The organism is Paraburkholderia sp. RL17-383-BIF-A, from assembly GCF_046028015.1.
In the GTDB taxonomy this organism is placed as follows: domain Bacteria; phylum Pseudomonadota; class Gammaproteobacteria; order Burkholderiales; family Burkholderiaceae; genus Paraburkholderia.
This window is the reverse complement of the sequence record NZ_JARESR010000002.1, coordinates 371,844-388,905: the sequence shown is the minus strand read 5'-3', so window position 1 is coordinate 388,905 and position 17,062 is coordinate 371,844. Positions and strand designations below refer to the sequence as shown.

10 protein-coding genes are annotated in these 17,062 nt (G+C 64.3%); 3 read left to right on the top strand and 7 right to left on the bottom strand.

Annotated elements, in window-relative coordinates:
* Window positions 1-68 precede the first annotated feature (68 nt).
* The 3 genes from pyrH to rpsB all read right to left on the bottom strand — a co-directional run bounded on the left by pyrH (window position 69) and on the right by rpsB (window position 2,843).
* Window positions 69-782 carry a UMP kinase gene (gene pyrH, locus P0D71_RS03935; protein WP_011488865.1) on the bottom strand — a complete coding sequence of 238 codons (714 nt, stop codon included), beginning with the start codon at window positions 780-782 and terminating at the stop codon, window positions 69-71.
* 221 nt (window positions 783-1,003) lie between these two features.
* On the bottom strand, window positions 1,004-1,885 hold the full coding sequence (gene tsf / locus P0D71_RS03930) for a translation elongation factor Ts (protein ID WP_408479318.1): 882 nt from the start codon (window positions 1,883-1,885) through the stop codon (window positions 1,004-1,006).
* 205 nt (window positions 1,886-2,090) lie between these two features.
* On the bottom strand, window positions 2,091-2,843 hold the full coding sequence (rpsB, locus tag P0D71_RS03925) for a 30S ribosomal protein S2 (protein WP_007181432.1): 753 nt from the start codon (window positions 2,841-2,843) through the stop codon (window positions 2,091-2,093).
* A gap of 585 nt (window positions 2,844-3,428) precedes the next feature.
* On the opposite strand from rpsB, the gene map reads away from it, so the two are divergent.
* The 3 genes from map to P0D71_RS03910 are packed head-to-tail and all read left to right on the top strand — an operon-like array spanning window position 3,429 to window position 8,980.
* Window positions 3,429-4,238 (top strand): type I methionyl aminopeptidase, encoded by an 810-nt coding sequence (gene map / locus P0D71_RS03920; protein ID WP_091793331.1) that lies wholly within the window; start codon window positions 3,429-3,431, stop codon window positions 4,236-4,238.
* A 29-nt stretch (window positions 4,239-4,267) separates the two neighbouring features.
* The gene (locus tag P0D71_RS03915) at window positions 4,268-6,847 is read left to right on the top strand and encodes a [protein-PII] uridylyltransferase (RefSeq protein WP_408479300.1); all 2,580 of its coding nucleotides are present in this window, start codon (window positions 4,268-4,270) and stop codon (window positions 6,845-6,847) included.
* A 6-nt stretch (window positions 6,848-6,853) separates the two neighbouring features.
* A complete protein-coding gene (locus P0D71_RS03910) occupies window positions 6,854-8,980 on the top strand; it encodes a pseudouridine synthase (protein ID WP_408479299.1) in 2,127 nt (708 codons plus the stop codon).
* Window positions 8,981-9,275: 295 nt separating this feature from the next.
* On the opposite strand, the gene def is transcribed toward P0D71_RS03910, so the two are convergent.
* The 4 genes from def to smc form a co-directional block, all read right to left on the bottom strand.
* Entirely contained in the window at window positions 9,276-9,809 is a 534-nt protein-coding gene (gene def, locus P0D71_RS03905) for a peptide deformylase (RefSeq protein WP_408479298.1), read from the bottom strand.
* The gene (ligA, locus tag P0D71_RS03900; protein WP_408479297.1) at window positions 9,806-11,872 is read right to left on the bottom strand and encodes an NAD-dependent DNA ligase LigA; all 2,067 of its coding nucleotides are present in this window, start codon (window positions 11,870-11,872) and stop codon (window positions 9,806-9,808) included. Before ligA ends, def begins: the two co-directional genes overlap by 4 nt.
* Window positions 11,873-12,062: 190 nt before the next feature.
* Window positions 12,063-13,355 (bottom strand): cell division protein ZipA C-terminal FtsZ-binding domain-containing protein, encoded by a 1,293-nt coding sequence (locus P0D71_RS03895; protein ID WP_408479296.1) that lies wholly within the window; start codon window positions 13,353-13,355, stop codon window positions 12,063-12,065.
* Window positions 13,356-13,494: 139 nt separating this feature from the next.
* Window positions 13,495-17,013, bottom strand: coding sequence for a chromosome segregation protein SMC (gene smc / locus P0D71_RS03890; RefSeq protein ID WP_408302783.1), 3,519 nt, complete (start codon window positions 17,011-17,013; stop codon window positions 13,495-13,497).
* Window positions 17,014-17,062 lie beyond the last annotated feature (49 nt).

Genomic DNA, 17,062 nt, shown 5'->3' with positions numbered 1-17,062 from the left:
GCCGGCCAGCGCGCGCAAGATGCGGCGACCCGGGCTCGCGTCAAAGCCCACGTTATGTGAACGAGAGTTTACACGTGGACGAGAGTGCCTTCGTCCTCACCTTGTACGATGCGCTTGAGCGCGCCCGGCTTGACGATCGAAAACACCCGGATCGGCAGCTTCTGGTCGCGGCACAGTGCGAACGCCGTGGCGTCCATGACCTGCAGATTGCGGCCGATTGCCTCGTCGAAGCTGATCGTGGTGTAACGGGTCGCGCTCGGGTCTTTCTTCGGGTCGGCGGAGTAGACGCCGTCCACCTTCGTTGCTTTCAGCACGACTTCCGCGCCAATTTCCGAGCCGCGCAGCGCTGCGGCCGTGTCGGTCGTGAAGAACGGGTTGCCCGTGCCGGCCGCGAAAATCACGACTTTGCCTTCTTCGAGCTGGCGAATCGCGCGGGGCCGGATGTACGGCTCGACCACCTGGTCCATGCGCAGCGCCGATTGCACGCGCGCCTCGATACCGGCGTGGCGCATGGCGTCCTGCAGCGCCAGGGCGTTCATCATGGTGGCCAGCATGCCCATGTAGTCGGCCGTGGCGCGATCCATACCCGCCGCGCCGCCTGCGACGCCGCGGAAAATATTGCCGCCGCCGATCACCACGGCCAGCTGCGTTCCGAGACGGACCACTTCGGCCACGTCCGCCACCATTCGTTCGATGGTCGCGCGATTGATGCCAAAGGCATCGTCGCCCATCAGAGCTTCACCGGAGAGTTTGAGCAGGACGCGTTTATAAGCAGTGGGCATAGGGGTATCCAGATCGCGCAGAACAGGGCAACAACAAGGGACTAATGTAGGGGTGAAATGCTGATTCGGGCAAGCGTCGCCAAATTGACGAACCCTGGGGTTCGCCAGCGGCGGCTGCGCCACGAGGGTCAACCCGCGCGCAGCCTTGCGGCGCTGCCGACCGCGGCAAAGTCTTGCTCTGCCGCGGGTCCAACGATACAACAGTGATGCTTGGGTGAGACTTATTGTTGCTTTGCAGCAGCGACTTGAGCGGCCACTTCAGCTGCGAAGTCGTCCTGCTTCTTCTCGATGCCTTCGCCGACCACGAACAGTGCGAACTTCTGCACGCTCGCGTTGCCAGCCTTCAGCATCTGTTCGATCGTCTGCTTATCGTTCTTAACGAACGTCTGGTTCAGCAGCGACACTTCCTTCAGGTACTTCTGCACGCTGCCGTCGACCATCTTGGCGACGATTTCAGCCGGCTTGCCCGATTCGGCGGCCTTCTGTTCAGCAATGCTGCGTTCCTTGGCGATCAGATCCGCCGGCACGTCGTCCGACGACAGCGAAACCGGCTTCATTGCGGCGATGTGCATTGCCACGTCCTTGCCGATTTGCTCGTCCGCGCCCGTGTACTCGACCAGCACGCCGATACGCGTGCCGTGCAGGTACGCTGCCAGCTTGTTGGCGGTGTCGAAGCGCACGAAACGGCGGATCGACAGGTTTTCGCCGATCTTGCCGACCAGCGCGAGACGCACTGCGTCGACCGTCGAGCCGTCCAGCGGCAGTGCCGACAAAGCAGCGACGTCAGCCGGGTTTTGCGTAGCGACCAGCTCAGCGACCTTCTTCGAGAAAGCCAGGAAGTCGTCGTTCTTCGAAACGAAGTCGGTTTCGCAGTTCAGCTCGACCAGCGAACCTGCATTGCCGCCGATGAACGATGCGACCACGCCTTCAGCCGTCACGCGCGACGCTGCCTTGCTGGCCTTGTTGCCCAGCTTCACGCGCAGCAGCTCTTCAGCGCGCGCCATGTCGCCGTCGGCTTCCGTCAGTGCCTTCTTGCATTCCATCATCGGCGCGTCGGTCTTTGCGCGCAGTTCTGCAACCATGCTTGCGGTAATTGCCGCCATCATTTGCTCCTTGAGTTCCGTCTGTCACACGCCGCCCGCATTTCGATGCCGGCGGCAAGAATTCGTTTCAGCGTTGCGCGTACTTTTTTACGGACAACGCCTGGGCACCGCTCGGAAGACTGCCGGCCGCACCCTACTACAATATCGCGGCTTAAAAAAAGGGGGCCTGTAGAAAGCCCCCTTTTTTGCCGGACACGGGGCAGCTTTACGCTTCCGCGTTGACCTCGACGAACTCGTCGCCGTCGCCACCACGTGCAGCCTGCACCACTTCGTTGACCGCGTTCGCACGGCCTTCAACGATCGCGTCAGCCACGCCAGCCGTGTATAGAGCGACAGCCTTCGAGGCGTCGTCGTTACCCGGGATCACGTAGTCGATGCCTTCCGGCGAGTGGTTCGTGTCGACCACGGCGATGACCGGAATGCCGAGCTTGTTGGCTTCGGTCACGGCAATCTTGTGGTAGCCGACGTCGACCACGAAGATCGCGTCCGGAATGCCGCCCATGTCCTTCACGCCGCCGATCGACTTTTGCAGCTTGGCCATTTCGCGTTCGAACAGGAGCGCTTCCTTCTTGCTCATGCGCTCGGTTTCGCCTGCTTCCAGCGCCGCTTCCATGTCCTTCAGGCGCTTGATCGATACCTTCAGCGTCTTGAAGTTGGTCAGCATGCCGCCGAGCCAGCGAGCGTTGACGTACGGCATACCAGCGCGTTGTGCTTCTTCAGCGATGGTGTCGCGCGATTGACGCTTCGTGCCCACGAACAGGATCGTGCCGCGGTTCGCTGCCAGTTGACGCGCATACTTCAGCGCGTCGTTGTACATCGGCAGCGTCTTTTCGAGGTTGATGATGTGAATCTTGTTGCGATGACCGAAAATGAACGGGGCCATCTTCGGGTTCCAGAAGCGCGTTTGGTGACCGAAGTGGACACCGGCTTCCAGCATTTGACGCATGGTAACTGCCATGAAAATCTCCGCGAGGGTTGGGTCTTAAGCCGGCTGCCGTATCGGCCGCGCCGCCATTTCATCTATCTGGCTGAACGCGACGGACACCCTGGGTGCGCCGGCTTGCGAGTCTGCTGCCTTGTCATGCTTTACCACCTCATGGCGCAGGCAACCAGCGCCATGAGAAGCCGCTCCCGCCAAACTTTTCACTCACATGGAGACCATATGAAGCAATAAAGCAAGACAGAGATCGACTTAGCCAAAGATTATAGCACGCGACTATTGCACGACTCAACCTGCTCCGGTAGCTCCTGTCTGACGCCGCCGGTTGCACCCGCGTACTCGCCGCCCGCCCCCGATCGACCAGCCCGAGCCAGCCGACCCAACCCGCCCTGGCATGGTGCAATGCCGACTGCGGCGCGCCTTCGACACTGAGCGGCATTGCGCCACCGCGGCGAAAGCCGCCCGCTCAATGGACCACCTCTAGGGACCACCTCAAGGACTCGCGCACGAGCCCTCGACAGGCGTCACTCCCGTCGCAAAAGCCTGCGGCGGCAGGAATATGGTGCGATAATCTCGCAATAAATCGCATTTCAGGCCCGACTCATGGCTATTACGCTCAAAAACGAACACGATATCGCGCAGATGCGCGTCGCTTGCAAACTCGCGAGCGAAGTGCTCGACTACATCACGCCGTTCGTCACGGCGGGCATCACCACTGGCGAACTCGACCGCCTGTGCCACGAATACATGCTGAAGGAACAGGGCACGATTCCGGCGCCGCTGAACTATCAGCCGCCCGGCTACCCGCCCTACCCGAAAGCCACCTGCATTTCCGTCAACGACGTGATCTGCCACGGCATTCCGGGCGACAAGACCTTGAAGAACGGCGACGCGCTGAATATCGACGTCACCGTCATCAAGGAAGGCTATTTCGGCGACACCAGCCGCATGTTCATCGTCGGCGAAGGCTCGATCCTGGCCAAACGTCTGGTTCAGACCACCTTCGAATGCATGTGGCTCGGCATCGACCAGGTGCGTCCGGGCGCCCATCTCGGCGACATCGGCTATGCGATCCAGAAGCATGCGGAAGGCCAGGGCTACAGCGTGGTGCGCGAATATTGCGGTCACGGCATCGGCACGGTGTTCCACGAAGACCCGCAGATCCTGCACTACGGCCGCCCCGGTACTGGGCTCGAGCTGCAAACCGGCATGATCTTCACGATCGAGCCGATGATCAATGCCGGCCGCCGCGACATCCGCACCATGCCGGACCAGTGGACCGTCAAAACGAAAGACCGCAGCCTGTCGGCGCAGTGGGAGCATACCGTGCTCGTCACCGAAACCGGCTACGACGTGCTGACCGTTTCGGCCGGCACGCCCGCGCGTCCGCCGATCGTCGCGGCCACCGCCTGACTGACTTCCGAACCCACCGCCGCCTGCCAATGAGTAGTGTTCCAGCCCTCGCCCAATCCCCTGCCAGGTCGCTCAAGGCGGAGTACAAAGTGGCCAAAGCCCAACTGCTGGAACGCTTCAGGACGGCCACCAACGTCGAGGCGCTGATGGCCTCGCTCGCGCGCGCCACCGACGATTCCCTGCGCGCCGTCTGGAACACCTGCGACCTGCCGCCCGAGCTGGCCTTGCTGGCGGTGGGCGGCTACGGGCGCGGCGAACTGGCGCCGCATTCCGACATCGACATTCTGGTGTTGCTGCCCGACGCGCCGATCGGGCATCTGGAAGCCCGCATCGAACGCTTTATCAGTCTCGCCTGGGATTTGGGGCTCGAACTGGGCAGCAGCGTACGCAGCGTGTCGCAATGCCTCGATGAAGCCGCCAACGACGTCACGGTGCGCACCTCGCTGCTCGAAGCACGGCGCATAACCGGCAGCGCGGAGTTGTTCGACGACTTCGCGAAGCGTTACCGCGACGCGCTCGACCCCAAAGCCTTCTTCCAGGCCAAAGTGCTGGAAATGCGCCAGCGCCACGCCAAATTCCAGGACACGCCTTACTCGCTCGAACCCAACATCAAGGAGAGCCCGGGCGGCCTGCGCGATCTGCAACTGATTCTGTGGATCACCCAGGCGGCCGGTTTCGGCAGCAGCTGGCGCGAACTCGAAGCGCGCGGCCTGATCACCGAGCGCGAGGCACGCGAACTGCGCCGCAACGAGAGTTTCCTGAAAGCGCTGCGCGCGCGGTTGCATGTGATCGCCGGGCGTCGTCAGGACATCATGGTGTTCGACCTGCAAACGGCGGTGGCGGAGAGCTTCGGCTACAAGCCGACCGCCACCAAGCGCGCGAGCGAACAGCTCATGCGCCGCTACTACTGGTCTGCCAAGGCTGTCACGCAACTCGCCACGATCCTGATCCAGAACATCGAGGCGCAACTCTTTCCCAGCACGAGCGGCGTCACGCGCGTGCTGTCGGACCGCTTCGTCGAGAAGCAGGGCATGCTGGAGATCGCCAGCGACGACGTGTTCCAGCGCGAGCCGAACGCGATCCTCGAGGCTTTCCTGCTGTACGAACAGACCCCCGGCGTAAAAGGCCTGTCGGCGCGCACCCTGCGCGCGATCTACAACGCCCGCGACGTAATGGATCAGCATTGGCGGCGGGACCCGGAAAACCGGCGCCTCTTCATGGACATCCTGAAGCAGCCGGCCGGCATCACGCACGCACTGCGCCTGATGAACCAGACCAGCGTACTGGGGCGCTATCTGCTCAACTTCCGGCGCATTGTCGGGCAGATGCAGCACGATCTGTATCACGTCTACACCGTCGACCAGCACATTCTGATGGTGCTGCGCAATCTGCGGCGCTTCGCCGTGGCCGAGCACGCGCACGAATATCCGTTCTGCAGCCAGCTGATCGCGAACTTCGACCGGCCGTGGGTGCTGTACGTGGCGGCGCTGTTTCACGACATCGCCAAAGGCCGCGGCGGCGACCATTCCACGCTCGGCATGGCCGACGCGCGGCGCTTCTGCCGCAATCACGGCATTCTCGGCGACGACGGCGAACTCGTCGTGTGGCTGGTCCAGCAGCATCTGACCATGAGCCAGGTCGCGCAGAAGCAGGATACGAGCGACCCGGAAGTCATCAAGCGATTTGCCGAACTGGTCGGCACCGAGCGCCGCCTTACGGCGCTCTACCTGCTGACTGTGGCCGACATCCGCGGCACCAGTCCGAAAGTCTGGAACACGTGGAAAGGCAAGCTGCTCGAAGATCTGTACCGCGCCACCCTCTCCGTGCTCGGCGGCGCACGTCCGGATGCGCATTCGGAACTGAAGTCCCGGCAGGAAGAAGCGCTTGCGGTGCTGCGCCTCGAAACCGTGCCGGAAGGCGCGCAGAGGGCGCTATGGGACAAGCTCGACATCGGCTATTTCCTGCGTCACGATGCGGCGGATATCGCGTGGCAAACACGTGTGCTGTATCGCCATGTCGAAACGCCGACGCCGATCGTGCGGGCCCGTCCGTCGCCGATCGGCGAGGCGCTCCAGGTGCTGGTCTATGTGAAGGATCAGCCCGATCTGTTCGCCGGCATTTGCGCATATTTCGACCGCAATGGCTTGTCGGTGCTCGATGCGCGGGTCAGCACGACCCGTCACGGTTACGCGCTCGATAATTTCCTCGTCGCGCATACCGAAGAAGACGTGCATTATCGCGATATTGCCAATCTGGTCGAACAGGAACTGACCGCCCGCCTCACGGGTGACGGCACCCTGCTTCCGGGACCGTCGAAAGGCCGTCTTTCACGGCTGTCGCGGACCTTCCCTGTTACGCCGCGCGTCGATCTTCGGGCCGACGAGCGCGGCCAATATTACATCCTGTCCGTGTCGGCGAACGACCGGCCAGGCCTTCTTTATTCGATTGCGCGCGTGCTGGCCGAGCATCGGGTCGGCGTCGCTTCGGCGCGGATCAATACGCTCGGCGAACGCGTCGAAGACGTGTTCCTGCTTGATGGACGCGGCCTGTCTGACAGCCGCCTGCAAATTCAGGTCGAGACCGAACTGCTGCGCGCGATTGCAGTGTGAGATTTCATGCGAGTCAAATTAACAGCCAAGCACCCGCGGCCGGCTTCGTCCGAACGCGCCCCTGTCCGTACCGGAAGTCCATCGGCGCGTAAGCCGACGCGCCCGGCGGGGCCGAAGCCTTCTGAGTCGACGGCGGGTATCGGCGGAGCCCGGAGCGAACGCACTGGCGCGCCGACTGGAAGCGGCAAGCGACCGGCCGGCGGCAAGCCGGCGGGCGCTGGTGCGCGTCCGGCAAAGGCCGAAGGGTCGTTTTCGCGCGAGCGGACGGCGGGTGGGACTCAGCGCGCCGCGTCGGATCGGCCGCCGCGCCGCGAAGGCGCCGGCAGTACGGGTGCGCCGCGCCGGTTTGAAGGCAGCGGCGAGCGCGCTCCGCGTCGCGACGATGGTGAGCGGGCACCGCGCCGCTTTGAAGGTGGCAGCGAACGTGCCCCGCGCCGCGCCGAGGGAGAGCGCGCGCCACGTCGGTTTGAAGGTGGTGCTGACCGCAGCGAACGCCCACTCCGTCGCACCGAAGGTGAACGTGCACCGCGTCGCTTTGAAGGTGGCGCTGACCGCAGTGAACGCGCACCCCGCAGGGCTGAGGGTGAACGTGCACCGCGTCGGTTTGAAGGCAGCAGCGAGCGCGCCCCGCGTCGCGACGATGGCGAACGCGCCCCGCGCCGGTTTGAAGGCAGTGGTGATCGTAGCGAACGCGCCCCGCGCCGCGCTGAGGGTGAACGCGCCCCACGTCGGTTTGAAGGTGCCAGCGACCGCGCCCCCCGTCGCACCGAGGGTGAACGCCCGCCACGCCGGTTTGAAGGCAGCAGCGACCGCGCCCCGCGCCGCGACGATGGCGAACGCCGCCCGTTCAGCGGTGCGCGTCCTGGCGCGGGCCGTCCGTCCGAAGGCTCGTCGCGCGGCGATCGTCCGGAACGTCGTGAGCGCGATGCGTCCGACCGTCCGCGCTTCAGCAGCGACCGTGGCGCTCCGCAAGAGCGCCGTGGCGGTGAGCGCGGGCCGCGCAGCGACAGCGCGCCGCGTCGTTTCGAAGGCGAGCGCGGTTCGTCCGAACGCGGTGAACGCAGTTTTGCCAAGCCCGTTAAGAGCGGCTACGGCGAGCGCTCTGACCGTCCGGCTCGCGCTCCGCGCGACGAGCGCGGCGATCGCGCGCCGGCCAAACGCGAATTCGGCGACCGTCCTGCGCGCGGCGCGGAACGCACCGAGCGCACCGAGCGCCCTGCTCGCAGCTTTGACAAGACCTTGCCCGCCGCCGGACGCCGCTTCGGCGACGAGCGGCCCGCGCGCGCCGACAAGCCGCGCGGCGCAGCACGAAGCGAGCGCGATTCCGAAGTCGATGCCACGCCGCGCACGCCGCGTCGCGATTACGAAGACGCGCCGGGCACTTTGCGCCTGTCCAAGCTGATGTCGGAACTCGGTATGTGTTCGCGCCGCGAAGCCGACGAGTGGATCGAAAAAGGCTGGGTGATGGTGGACGGCGAGCGCATCGACACGCTCGGCACCAAGGTTCGCCCGGACCAGCGTATCGAGATCGACCCCGCCGCCGAAGCCGCGCAAGCAAGCCAGGTGACAGTGCTGATCCACAAGACAGTGGGCTTCGTCTCGGGTCAGGCGGAAGACGGTTATCAACCGGCCATCACGCTCGTTACGCCGGAGAACCGCTGGGAGGGCGACCGCTCGGACATTCGCTTTTCGGTCGCGCATTTGCGCCAGCTCGCACCGGCCGGCCGTCTGGATATCGACTCGACGGGCTTGCTGGTACTGACTCAGGACGGCCGTATCGCGAAGCAGCTGATCGGCGGTCATTCGGAAATCGACAAGGAGTATCTCGTGCGCGTGGCGTTCGGCGAGCACACCACCGACGTCGAAAGCCACTTCCCGCCGGAAAGTCTGGCGCTGCTGCGGCACGGCCTGTCGCTCGACGATGTGCCGCTCAAACCCGCGCAGGTCAGCTGGCAGAACGGCGAACAATTGCGTTTTGTGCTGCGCGAAGGCAAGAAGCGCCAGATTCGCCGCATGTGCGAACTGGTCGGCCTCGAAGTGATCGGCCTGAAGCGCGTGCGCATGGGCCGTGTGATGCTGGGCGCGCTGCCGCCTGGGCAATGGCGCTACCTGTCAGCCGACGAATCGTTCTGAAACTATGTGTCCGGTGCTGAGGGCGCGGTTAGATCCTCACCCGGTCGATAGCAAGGCGGCGGTGCAAAACGACCCCACGTTTGTTCGAAAACGTGGGGTCGTTTGCTAATGAGCCGGCCCTTCCGACGCCCTGCCGCCTGTCAGCGTGGACGACGCTGGACGAGTCTCACGCTTCACCAGGTCCGAGAGACGCGCCAGTTTGCCGCTATCCGTCAATTCTGCTTCGACTTCAATGGTTCCGCTATAGGAACACCCGCGGTGGTTCATCACCCCGCGGCACATCACCCTAACAGCTTCAATCGTCGCTATTCGGATCCATATCCGGAAACAGCACTTCCGTGAAACCGAACTTCGCGAAGTCGTTGATCCGCATCGGATAGAGCTTGCCGATCAGGTGATCGCACTCATGCTGCACGACGCGCGCGTGAAAACCCTCCGCGACGCGATCGATCGGTTTGCCGTACTGGTCGAAGCCGTGATATTTGATCATCGAAAACCGGTTCACCGCGCCGCGCAAGCCCGGCACCGACAGGCAGCCTTCCCAGCCCTCTTCCATGTCCTGCGAGACCGGCGTGATGGTCGGATTGATCAGCACCGTTTCCGGCACCGGCGGCGCGTCCGGATAACGTTCGTTGTGGCCGAAGCCGAAGATCACCACCTGCAGATTGACGCCGATCTGCGGCGCGGCAAGGCCCGCGCCATTGGCGTCATGCATGGTCTCGAACATGTCCTTCACGAGTTCATGCAATTCGGGCGTGTCGAAGTGATCGACCGGATCGGCAATACGCAAAAGGCGCGGATCGCCCATCTTAAGAATTTCGCGGATCATAACTGCCCCTCCAGGAGCTTACGCATACCATCTTCGTCGAGTACGGGAATGCCGAGTTCCTCGGCCTTCGCCAACTTGCTGCCAGCTTCGGCTCCCGCCACCACATAGTCCGTTTTCTTCGACACGGAGCCAGCCACCTTCGCGCCGGCGGCCTCCAGCATTTCCTTCGCCTCTTCGCGCGCGAGGCTCGGCAAGGTGCCGGTCAACACGACCGTCTTGCCGGCCAGCACGCCCACAGGCGCTTTCGGCGCCGGCGGCCCTTCCGCCCACGTGACTTTACCCGGCGCGCGCAGTTGTTCGATCACCGTGCGGTTGTGCTCTTCGGCGAAGAACTGATGAATCGACTCGGCCACTACCGGCCCGACGTCGTTGACCTCCAGCAAGGCTTCCACCGACGCGTCCATGATCGGATCCAGCGAGCCGAAGTGCTTGGCCAGGTCCTTTGCCGTGGACTCGCCCACATGGCGAATACCGAGCGCGTAGATGAAGCGCGCCAACGTGGTGTGCTTGGCCTTTTCGAGCGAGTCGAGCAGGTTTTGCGCGGACTTTTCCGCAAAGCGGTCGAGTTCGGCGAGCGTCGCGAAGCCGACATTGAACAGATCGGCCGGCGTACGCACGAGATTCTGCTCGACCAGTTGATCGATGATCTTTTCGCCCAGTCCGTCGATATCCAGCGCGCGCCGCTGCGCGAAATGCCACAGCGCCTGCTTGCGCTGCGCCGGGCAGAACAGTCCGCCGGAACAGCGCGCAATCGCCTCGTCCGGCAAGCGCTCGATATTCGAGCCGCACACCGGGCAATGCGTGGGCATGACGAACTCGCGGGCATCCTCAGGACGCCGGTCGAGCAGCGCGCTCACCACTTCGGGAATCACGTCGCCGGCGCGCCGCACGATCACCGTGTCGCCGATCCGGATATCCTTGCGGCGCACTTCGTCTTCGTTATGCAGCGTGGCGTTCGTGACCGTCGCGCCGCCGACGAACACCGGCTCGAGCCGCGCCACCGGCGTAATCGCACCGGTACGGCCCACCTGCACGTCGATCGCGACGAGTCTGGTGAGCGCCTCCTGCGCGGGGAATTTGTGCGCGAGCGCGAAACGCGGCGCGCGCGACACGAAACCGAGCGCCTCCTGCTCATCGCGCCGGTTGACCTTGTACACCACACCGTCGATGTCGTACGGCAGCTTCTCGCGCTTCTCGCCAACGGCGTGGAAAAACCCCAGCAAGCCCTCTGCGCCCTGCACCACCGCGCGTTCGCCATTCACCGGCAAGCCGAGTTCCTTGTACCAGTCGAGCAGTTCGCTATGCGTGGCCGGCATGTCCATGCCTTCGAGCACGCCGATTCCATAAGCGAAAAACGACAGCGGCCGCTGTGCGGTGATCTTCGAATCGAGCTGCCGCAAACTGCCCGCCGCCGCATTGCGCGGGTTGGCGAACTCCTTCTGTTCAGCAGCCCGCTGACGTTCATTCAGACGCTCGAAATCGCGCTTGAACATCAGCACTTCGCCGCGCACGTCGAGCACGGCCGGCACGCGTTTGCCCTTGAGCTTGAGCGGAATGGAGCGGATCGTGCGGACGTTTTCGGTAACGTTCTCGCCGGTCGTGCCGTCGCCGCGCGTGGACGCCTGAACGAACACGCCGTCGACGTAACGCAGCGAGATGGCAAGGCCGTCGAACTTCAGTTCGGCCGCGTAATCGACCGGCACCGGGGGCTCGCTCGCGTTTTTGCCGAGCGCATCGCCGATACGCTTGTCGAATGCAACGATGTCTTCGTCCGCGAAACCGTTGTTCAGCGACAGCATGGGCTGGTCGTGCACGACCGGCTCGAAACCGCTGGCCGCCTCGCCGCCCACGCGTTGAGTGGGCGAATCCGGCACGATCAGGTCAGGATGTTCCGTCTCGATGCGCTCGAGTTCCTTGAACAGCCGGTCATATTCCGCGTCGGGCAGGTCCGGCTGGTCGAGCACGTAGTACGCGTAATTGGCGCGTTCGAGTTCCGCGCGCAGCCACGCGGCGCGCTCTGCCGGGGCACTGCTTGCGGAGGGTGAGACGGGGGTTCGGGCCATGCTGTCGGAAGGTTCTTCAGTGAAAATCAGACATTGGATTATCGCAGGAAGCGTGCCCCTTTACATCGGCCGAATGGCCAGTTTCGGCACGGGGTGCATCCGGTCCTCGGCCGCGCGCGAAACCGCCGCCTGAAACGACAACGGCCGCACATCGTGCGGCCGCTGCGGACATCGGTAAAAACGTAAAAGATTACTGGCTGAACAAGCGCCGCGTGGCCGGCGAACCCGCGGGAATCCCCGCCTGTTCGAGCTTCGCATAGAGCGTCATCAACTGCTTTTCGATCGCGAGCAACGCGGTCTCCGGCAACGGACGGCGGCCGTCGTCGACCACCCGCCCGCCGATACGCTCAGCCAACGATTTTGCGTAGTCGCACATCAGGCGGAACGGCAGGATGTCTTCGTCGGCCACCGGCACGTCGAGCACCAGCGTGATCATCTGGCCGCCCTTGTAGGTGAGGTCGTCGCGCAGGAAGTTGGTGTCGCCGAATTGCAGCATGAACACCGGGCTTTGCCGCGCGTCGAGCTTGACGAAACGCGTACCGTCGCGCGACAGCAGCAGCCCGTCTTGCGACGCGATCGCCTGCACGTAGTTGGCGGACCAGGGCGCGCCGTCGGAGAGCACGTTGATCGACAATTGCGCGTCGCACTGCGCGGCGAAGCCGTCGAGTTCGCGCGCCATCGCCACCGTTTCGAGCATGTCGGGAAATTCCGGCGACGCATCCAGCGCGTCGGCAAATTGCTGCACGCCGGTGACGAACTCGGAGAACTCCAGTTCGTTGAGGGCGCCGCTGCGATTGGCCAACTGCGCGGCCGCGCGCAACTCTTCGTAGCGCGCGCCGTTTTGCAGCAGTTCCCACGCGCCGCCTTCGAGCTTGCCCTCGATATGTACCGGCTTGCTGCCCGCGCGGCGCAGACGTTGCGCAAGCGGGATCACCTTGTCGCCAGCGACCGGGCCATTCAAACGAATCGGCACGATACAGTCGATGCGGCGATCGACGATAGCCGGCGGCGCGGACGAAATCGTCGTGGCGGCTGGCAGAATCGGCTCGGCCGGTTCGTCGGTCTGGTGAGCGGCTTGCGCGGACTTGCCGGCCTGCGCGTGCTCGCCGCCTTCGGCTTCAGCCACGCCCTCGGCTTCCGGGTAGCCGTTCGGCGTGGTCGTCTCGGCCTGAATATCGGCCGGCGTATCGAGTGGCGCAGCCGCTGTAGCGGGGCCGCCGAAAGTCGGCTCGACGCGCGCCGCCGCGATTTCTCCTGCCGCTTCGGCGCCCACCACCGGCTCGCGGCGCGTGGTCGGCCGGGCCGGCTCGATGAACGGGCTCTGTTCCTCCTGATCGTCCCGCGCGAAGTTCTCGGCGGTGTCGGCCGGCATTGGCCGCGGCATCTTGCGGCGCACCTTCGCGCCCTGCCATGCGTTGTACACGACCACGCCCCCGACCACCACGGCACCCGCGCCGATCAAACCGAGTGTCAACTCGTCCATGCATGCTCCATCAGCAATTCTTTTATCTGCGCGGCTTCTACGCCCGGCTCACGTGTCGCGCGGCCAACGGCCGCTGCGCTGAACGCGGACACCCGCGAATGTCGACTCAAAAGCAAATCAAGCGCAACTCAAGCGCAACTCAAACGATATTCTGGGCGAAACCCGCAGCCGTTTCCATGTCGACGGCAACGATCCGCGACACGCCCTGCTCCTGCATGGTCACGCCGATCAACTGCTGCGCCATTTCCATCGCGATCTTGTTGTGCGAGATGAAAAGGAACTGGGTTTTGTCCGACATCGCACGCACGAGGTTCGCGAAGCGTTCCGTATTGGCGTCGTCGAGCGGCGCGTCCACTTCGTCGAGCAGACAGAACGGCGCGGGATTCAGCTGGAACATCGCGAACACCAGTGCGGTGGCGGTCAGCGCTTTTTCGCCGCCCGACAGCAGGTGAATCGTCGAATTCTTCTTGCCCGGCGGCTGCGCCATGACCTGCACGCCGGCGTCGAGAATCTCGTCGCCGGTCATGATCAGCCTCGCCTGGCCGCCGCCGAACAGACGCGGGAACAGTTCGCCGAAATGCTGGTTCACCTGGTCGAAGGTGCCTTGCAACAGCGTGCGCGTTTCCGCGTCGATCTTGCGGATCGCGTCTTCGAGCGTTTCGATCGCGCTGTTCAGGTCGGCCGATTGCGAGTCGAGGAACGACTTGCGCTCGGTCGCCGCCTTCAGTTCGTCGAGCGCGGCCATGTTGACCGGACCGAGCGCGGTGATCGCGTTGTTGATGCGCGTGACTTCGCCCTGCAGATACGACGGCTTCATGTCCGGCGTGAGCTTGGCCTGCAATTGCGCCTCGTCGACACCGGCCGCGGCCAGTTGCTCGATGAACTGCTCGCCGTTCAGGCGCGCCGCCTGTTCCTTCAACTGCAATTCGTTGATCCGGTCGCGCAACGGCTGCAGCGCGCGCTCGGCCGTGAGACGCGTTTCGTCGGCGGCACGCAGCTTGGCGGTGAGATCGTCGAGTTCGAGGCGCGCGGCGTGCAGCGCTTCTTCCTTGACCGCGCGAATGTCGAGCGCGTCCTGCAAGCCGGTGTGCGCGGTCTGCTCGTTGATCGTTTCCAGCTCGGCGCGCGCGTCTTCCAGCGACGCCGCGACACGCTCGCTCTGCTCGTGCGCGACCTGAATGCTGCGCTTCAATTCGTCGATGCGGTTCGCCATGTTACGCGCGGCAAAGCGCGCGTCGGTGGCGGCGCGGTCGAGATCGCGGGCCTGAGCGCGCGCGGCGGTGAGTTGTTCGTCGAGCGCCTCGAACGCCAGCTGATGATCTTCGAAACGCGCCTGCAATTCGGCCAGCTCACCATCGTGACGCTCGAAGTTCGCTTCCGACTCCGCACGCATGGCGCGCTGCTCTTCGATCTGCGCGGTGATCTCTTCGAGTTCCTCGCGAATCTGCGTGCTGCGCTGCGTGTAACGCTCGTGCGCCTGGGTGAGCTTGAGCACGTCCATCTGCAAGGCGTGCACCCGCTGCGTGGCGCGCTCCGCCTGCTGACGCACCTCGGTCAAGGCCTGGGCGGCTTGCGTGTGCGCGGCTTCGGCGCGGATCGCGGCGGCCTTCGCCTCGTCGGCGAGCAAGGCTTGCGCGCGCACCTGGCGCGCCAGATTTTCGATTTCCTGCTGACGGGCCAGCATGCCGGCCTGTTCGGAGTCGGCGGCATACAGTTGCACGCCCACGCGCGTCACCACATGGCCCGCCTTGACGACAAACGAGCCGCCTTCCGGCAACTGCGAGCGCATGGCGAGCGCCTGCTGCAGATCGTCGGCGACGAACGCGAGGCCGAGCCAGTCGTTGAGCACCGCGCGGATGCCCGCGTCGTCGATCCGCACCAGCGACAGCAGCGGCCGCAGCGCGGGCGGCGTGACGGACGGCTGCCCGGCCACGGGCGGCGCGTAGAAGGCGAGCTTGGCGGGCGGCGCGTCGGTGGCGAATGCCTTGACCCAGTCGAGGTTCGACACTTCCAGCGCGGCGAGCCGCTCGCGCAGCACGGCCTCGAGCGCAGCTTCCCAACCAGCTTCGACATGCAGCTTTTTCCACAGACGCGGCAAGCCGCCCAGTTCATGCTTTTCGAGCCACGGCTGGATCTTGCCTTCGGTCTGGACGTTTTCCTGCAACTGCTTGAGCGCGGCGAGGCGCGCGTCGAGCTGATGAATCTGCGCGCTTTCCGCCTGCACGCGCTCCTGCGCGGCGCGGCGTTCGCCGTCCAGACGCGGCAGCGTTTCCTGCGCGTCGGCGAGACGCGTTTGTGCGTCGTGCAGGATTTCTTCGTGCTCGGCAAGCTGCATGCGCAAGTCTTCGAGCTGCGCTTCGTCGGGGGCGTCGAGACCGCCTGCTTCCGACTTCAAACGCTCGTGACGCGCCTGCAATTGCTGCAATTGCTGATCGGCATTGCGCTGATGCGCGGCTTCGAGCTTGAGCGCCTGTTCGGTTTGCGCGATCCCGCCGCGCTCGGCGTTCAACTCCGTTTGCGCATCGCGCCAGCGCGCTTCGAGCGCGGGCATCGCGTCGTGCTTGGCGGCGGCTTCGTCTTCGGCTAGCGCGGCTTTTTCTTCGGCAACGGCCAGTTGTTCTTCGGCGTCCGCGAGATCGTCTTGCGCTTTTTGCGCCTGCGACTGCCACTGCTCACGCTGCGCATTCAGCGCGGCGATCTGCGCCTGCACGCGATTGCGCGATTCGACGATGAACTTGATCTCGGCTTCGAGCCGACTGACTTCAGAATTTGCCTCGTAGAGCGCGCCTTGCGCGCCCTGCATCGCGTCGCTCGCGGAGTAATGCGCGACGCGCAGCGTTTCGAGTTGCGCTTCGACTTCGCGCAGCTTCGCAGTGTGCGCTTCGAGATCGATCTGGGCCTGTTCGATCGCACGCTGCTGGCGTTCCTGCTCGCTGCCGGCTTCGTTCTTGCGCAACAGCCACAAGAGCCGTTGCTTCTCTTCGCCGTCGGTCTGCAATTCCTTGTAACGCGTGGCGACCACCGCCTGCGCTTCCAGCTTCTCGAGGTTCGCCCCCAGTTCGCGGACGATGTCCTCGACCCGCGTCAGATTCTCGCGCGTGTCGTGCAACCGGTTCTCGGTTTCGCGGCGGCGTTCCTTGTACTTCGACACACCTGCGGCTTCTTCGAGGAACACGCGCAACTCTTCCGGCTTCGCCTCGATCAGGCGCGCGATCATGCCCTGCCCGATGATCGCGTAGGCGCGCGGCCCGAGACCGGTGCCGAGGAAGATGTCCTGAATGTCCCGGCGACGCGCCGGCAGATTGTTGATGTAGTAGCTCGAGGTGCCGTCGCGCGTGAGCACGCGCTTGACGGCGATTTCGGCATACTGCCCCCACTGGCCGGCGGCACGTCCGTCGGCATTGTCGAACACGAGTTCGACGCTGGCGCGGCTACCCGGCTTGCGCGCGGTCGAGCCATTGAAGATCACGTCCTGCATCGATTCGCCGCGCAACTCGGAGGCGCGCGATTCGCCGAGCACCCAGCGCACGGCGTCGATGATATTGGACTTGCCGCACCCGTTCGGTCCGACCACGCCGACTAGCTGGCCCGGAACCTGGAAATGCGTGGGATCGACGAATGACTTGAAGCCAGCGAGTTTGATCGAGGTCAGACGCACGGCGATTTCGCTGTTTGAAAAGGGAAAAAATGGGTGGCTCGTGAAGGCC

Coding starts and splice junctions, on each gene's coding strand:
- pyrH (WP_011488865.1), bottom strand. CDS start 782: ATGCCCACTGCTTATAAACGCGTCCTGCTCAAACTCTCCGGTGAAGCT.
- tsf (WP_408479318.1), bottom strand. CDS start 1,885: ATGGCGGCAATTACCGCAAGCATGGTTGCAGAACTGCGCGCAAAGACC.
- rpsB (WP_007181432.1), bottom strand. CDS start 2,843: ATGGCAGTTACCATGCGTCAAATGCTGGAAGCCGGTGTCCACTTCGGT.
- map (WP_091793331.1), top strand. CDS start 3,429: ATGGCTATTACGCTCAAAAACGAACACGATATCGCGCAGATGCGCGTC.
- P0D71_RS03915 (WP_408479300.1), top strand. CDS start 4,268: ATGAGTAGTGTTCCAGCCCTCGCCCAATCCCCTGCCAGGTCGCTCAAG.
- P0D71_RS03910 (WP_408479299.1), top strand. CDS start 6,854: ATGCGAGTCAAATTAACAGCCAAGCACCCGCGGCCGGCTTCGTCCGAA.
- def (WP_408479298.1), bottom strand. CDS start 9,809: ATGATCCGCGAAATTCTTAAGATGGGCGATCCGCGCCTTTTGCGTATT.
- ligA (WP_408479297.1), bottom strand. CDS start 11,872: ATGGCCCGAACCCCCGTCTCACCCTCCGCAAGCAGTGCCCCGGCAGAG.
- P0D71_RS03895 (WP_408479296.1), bottom strand. CDS start 13,355: ATGGACGAGTTGACACTCGGTTTGATCGGCGCGGGTGCCGTGGTGGTC.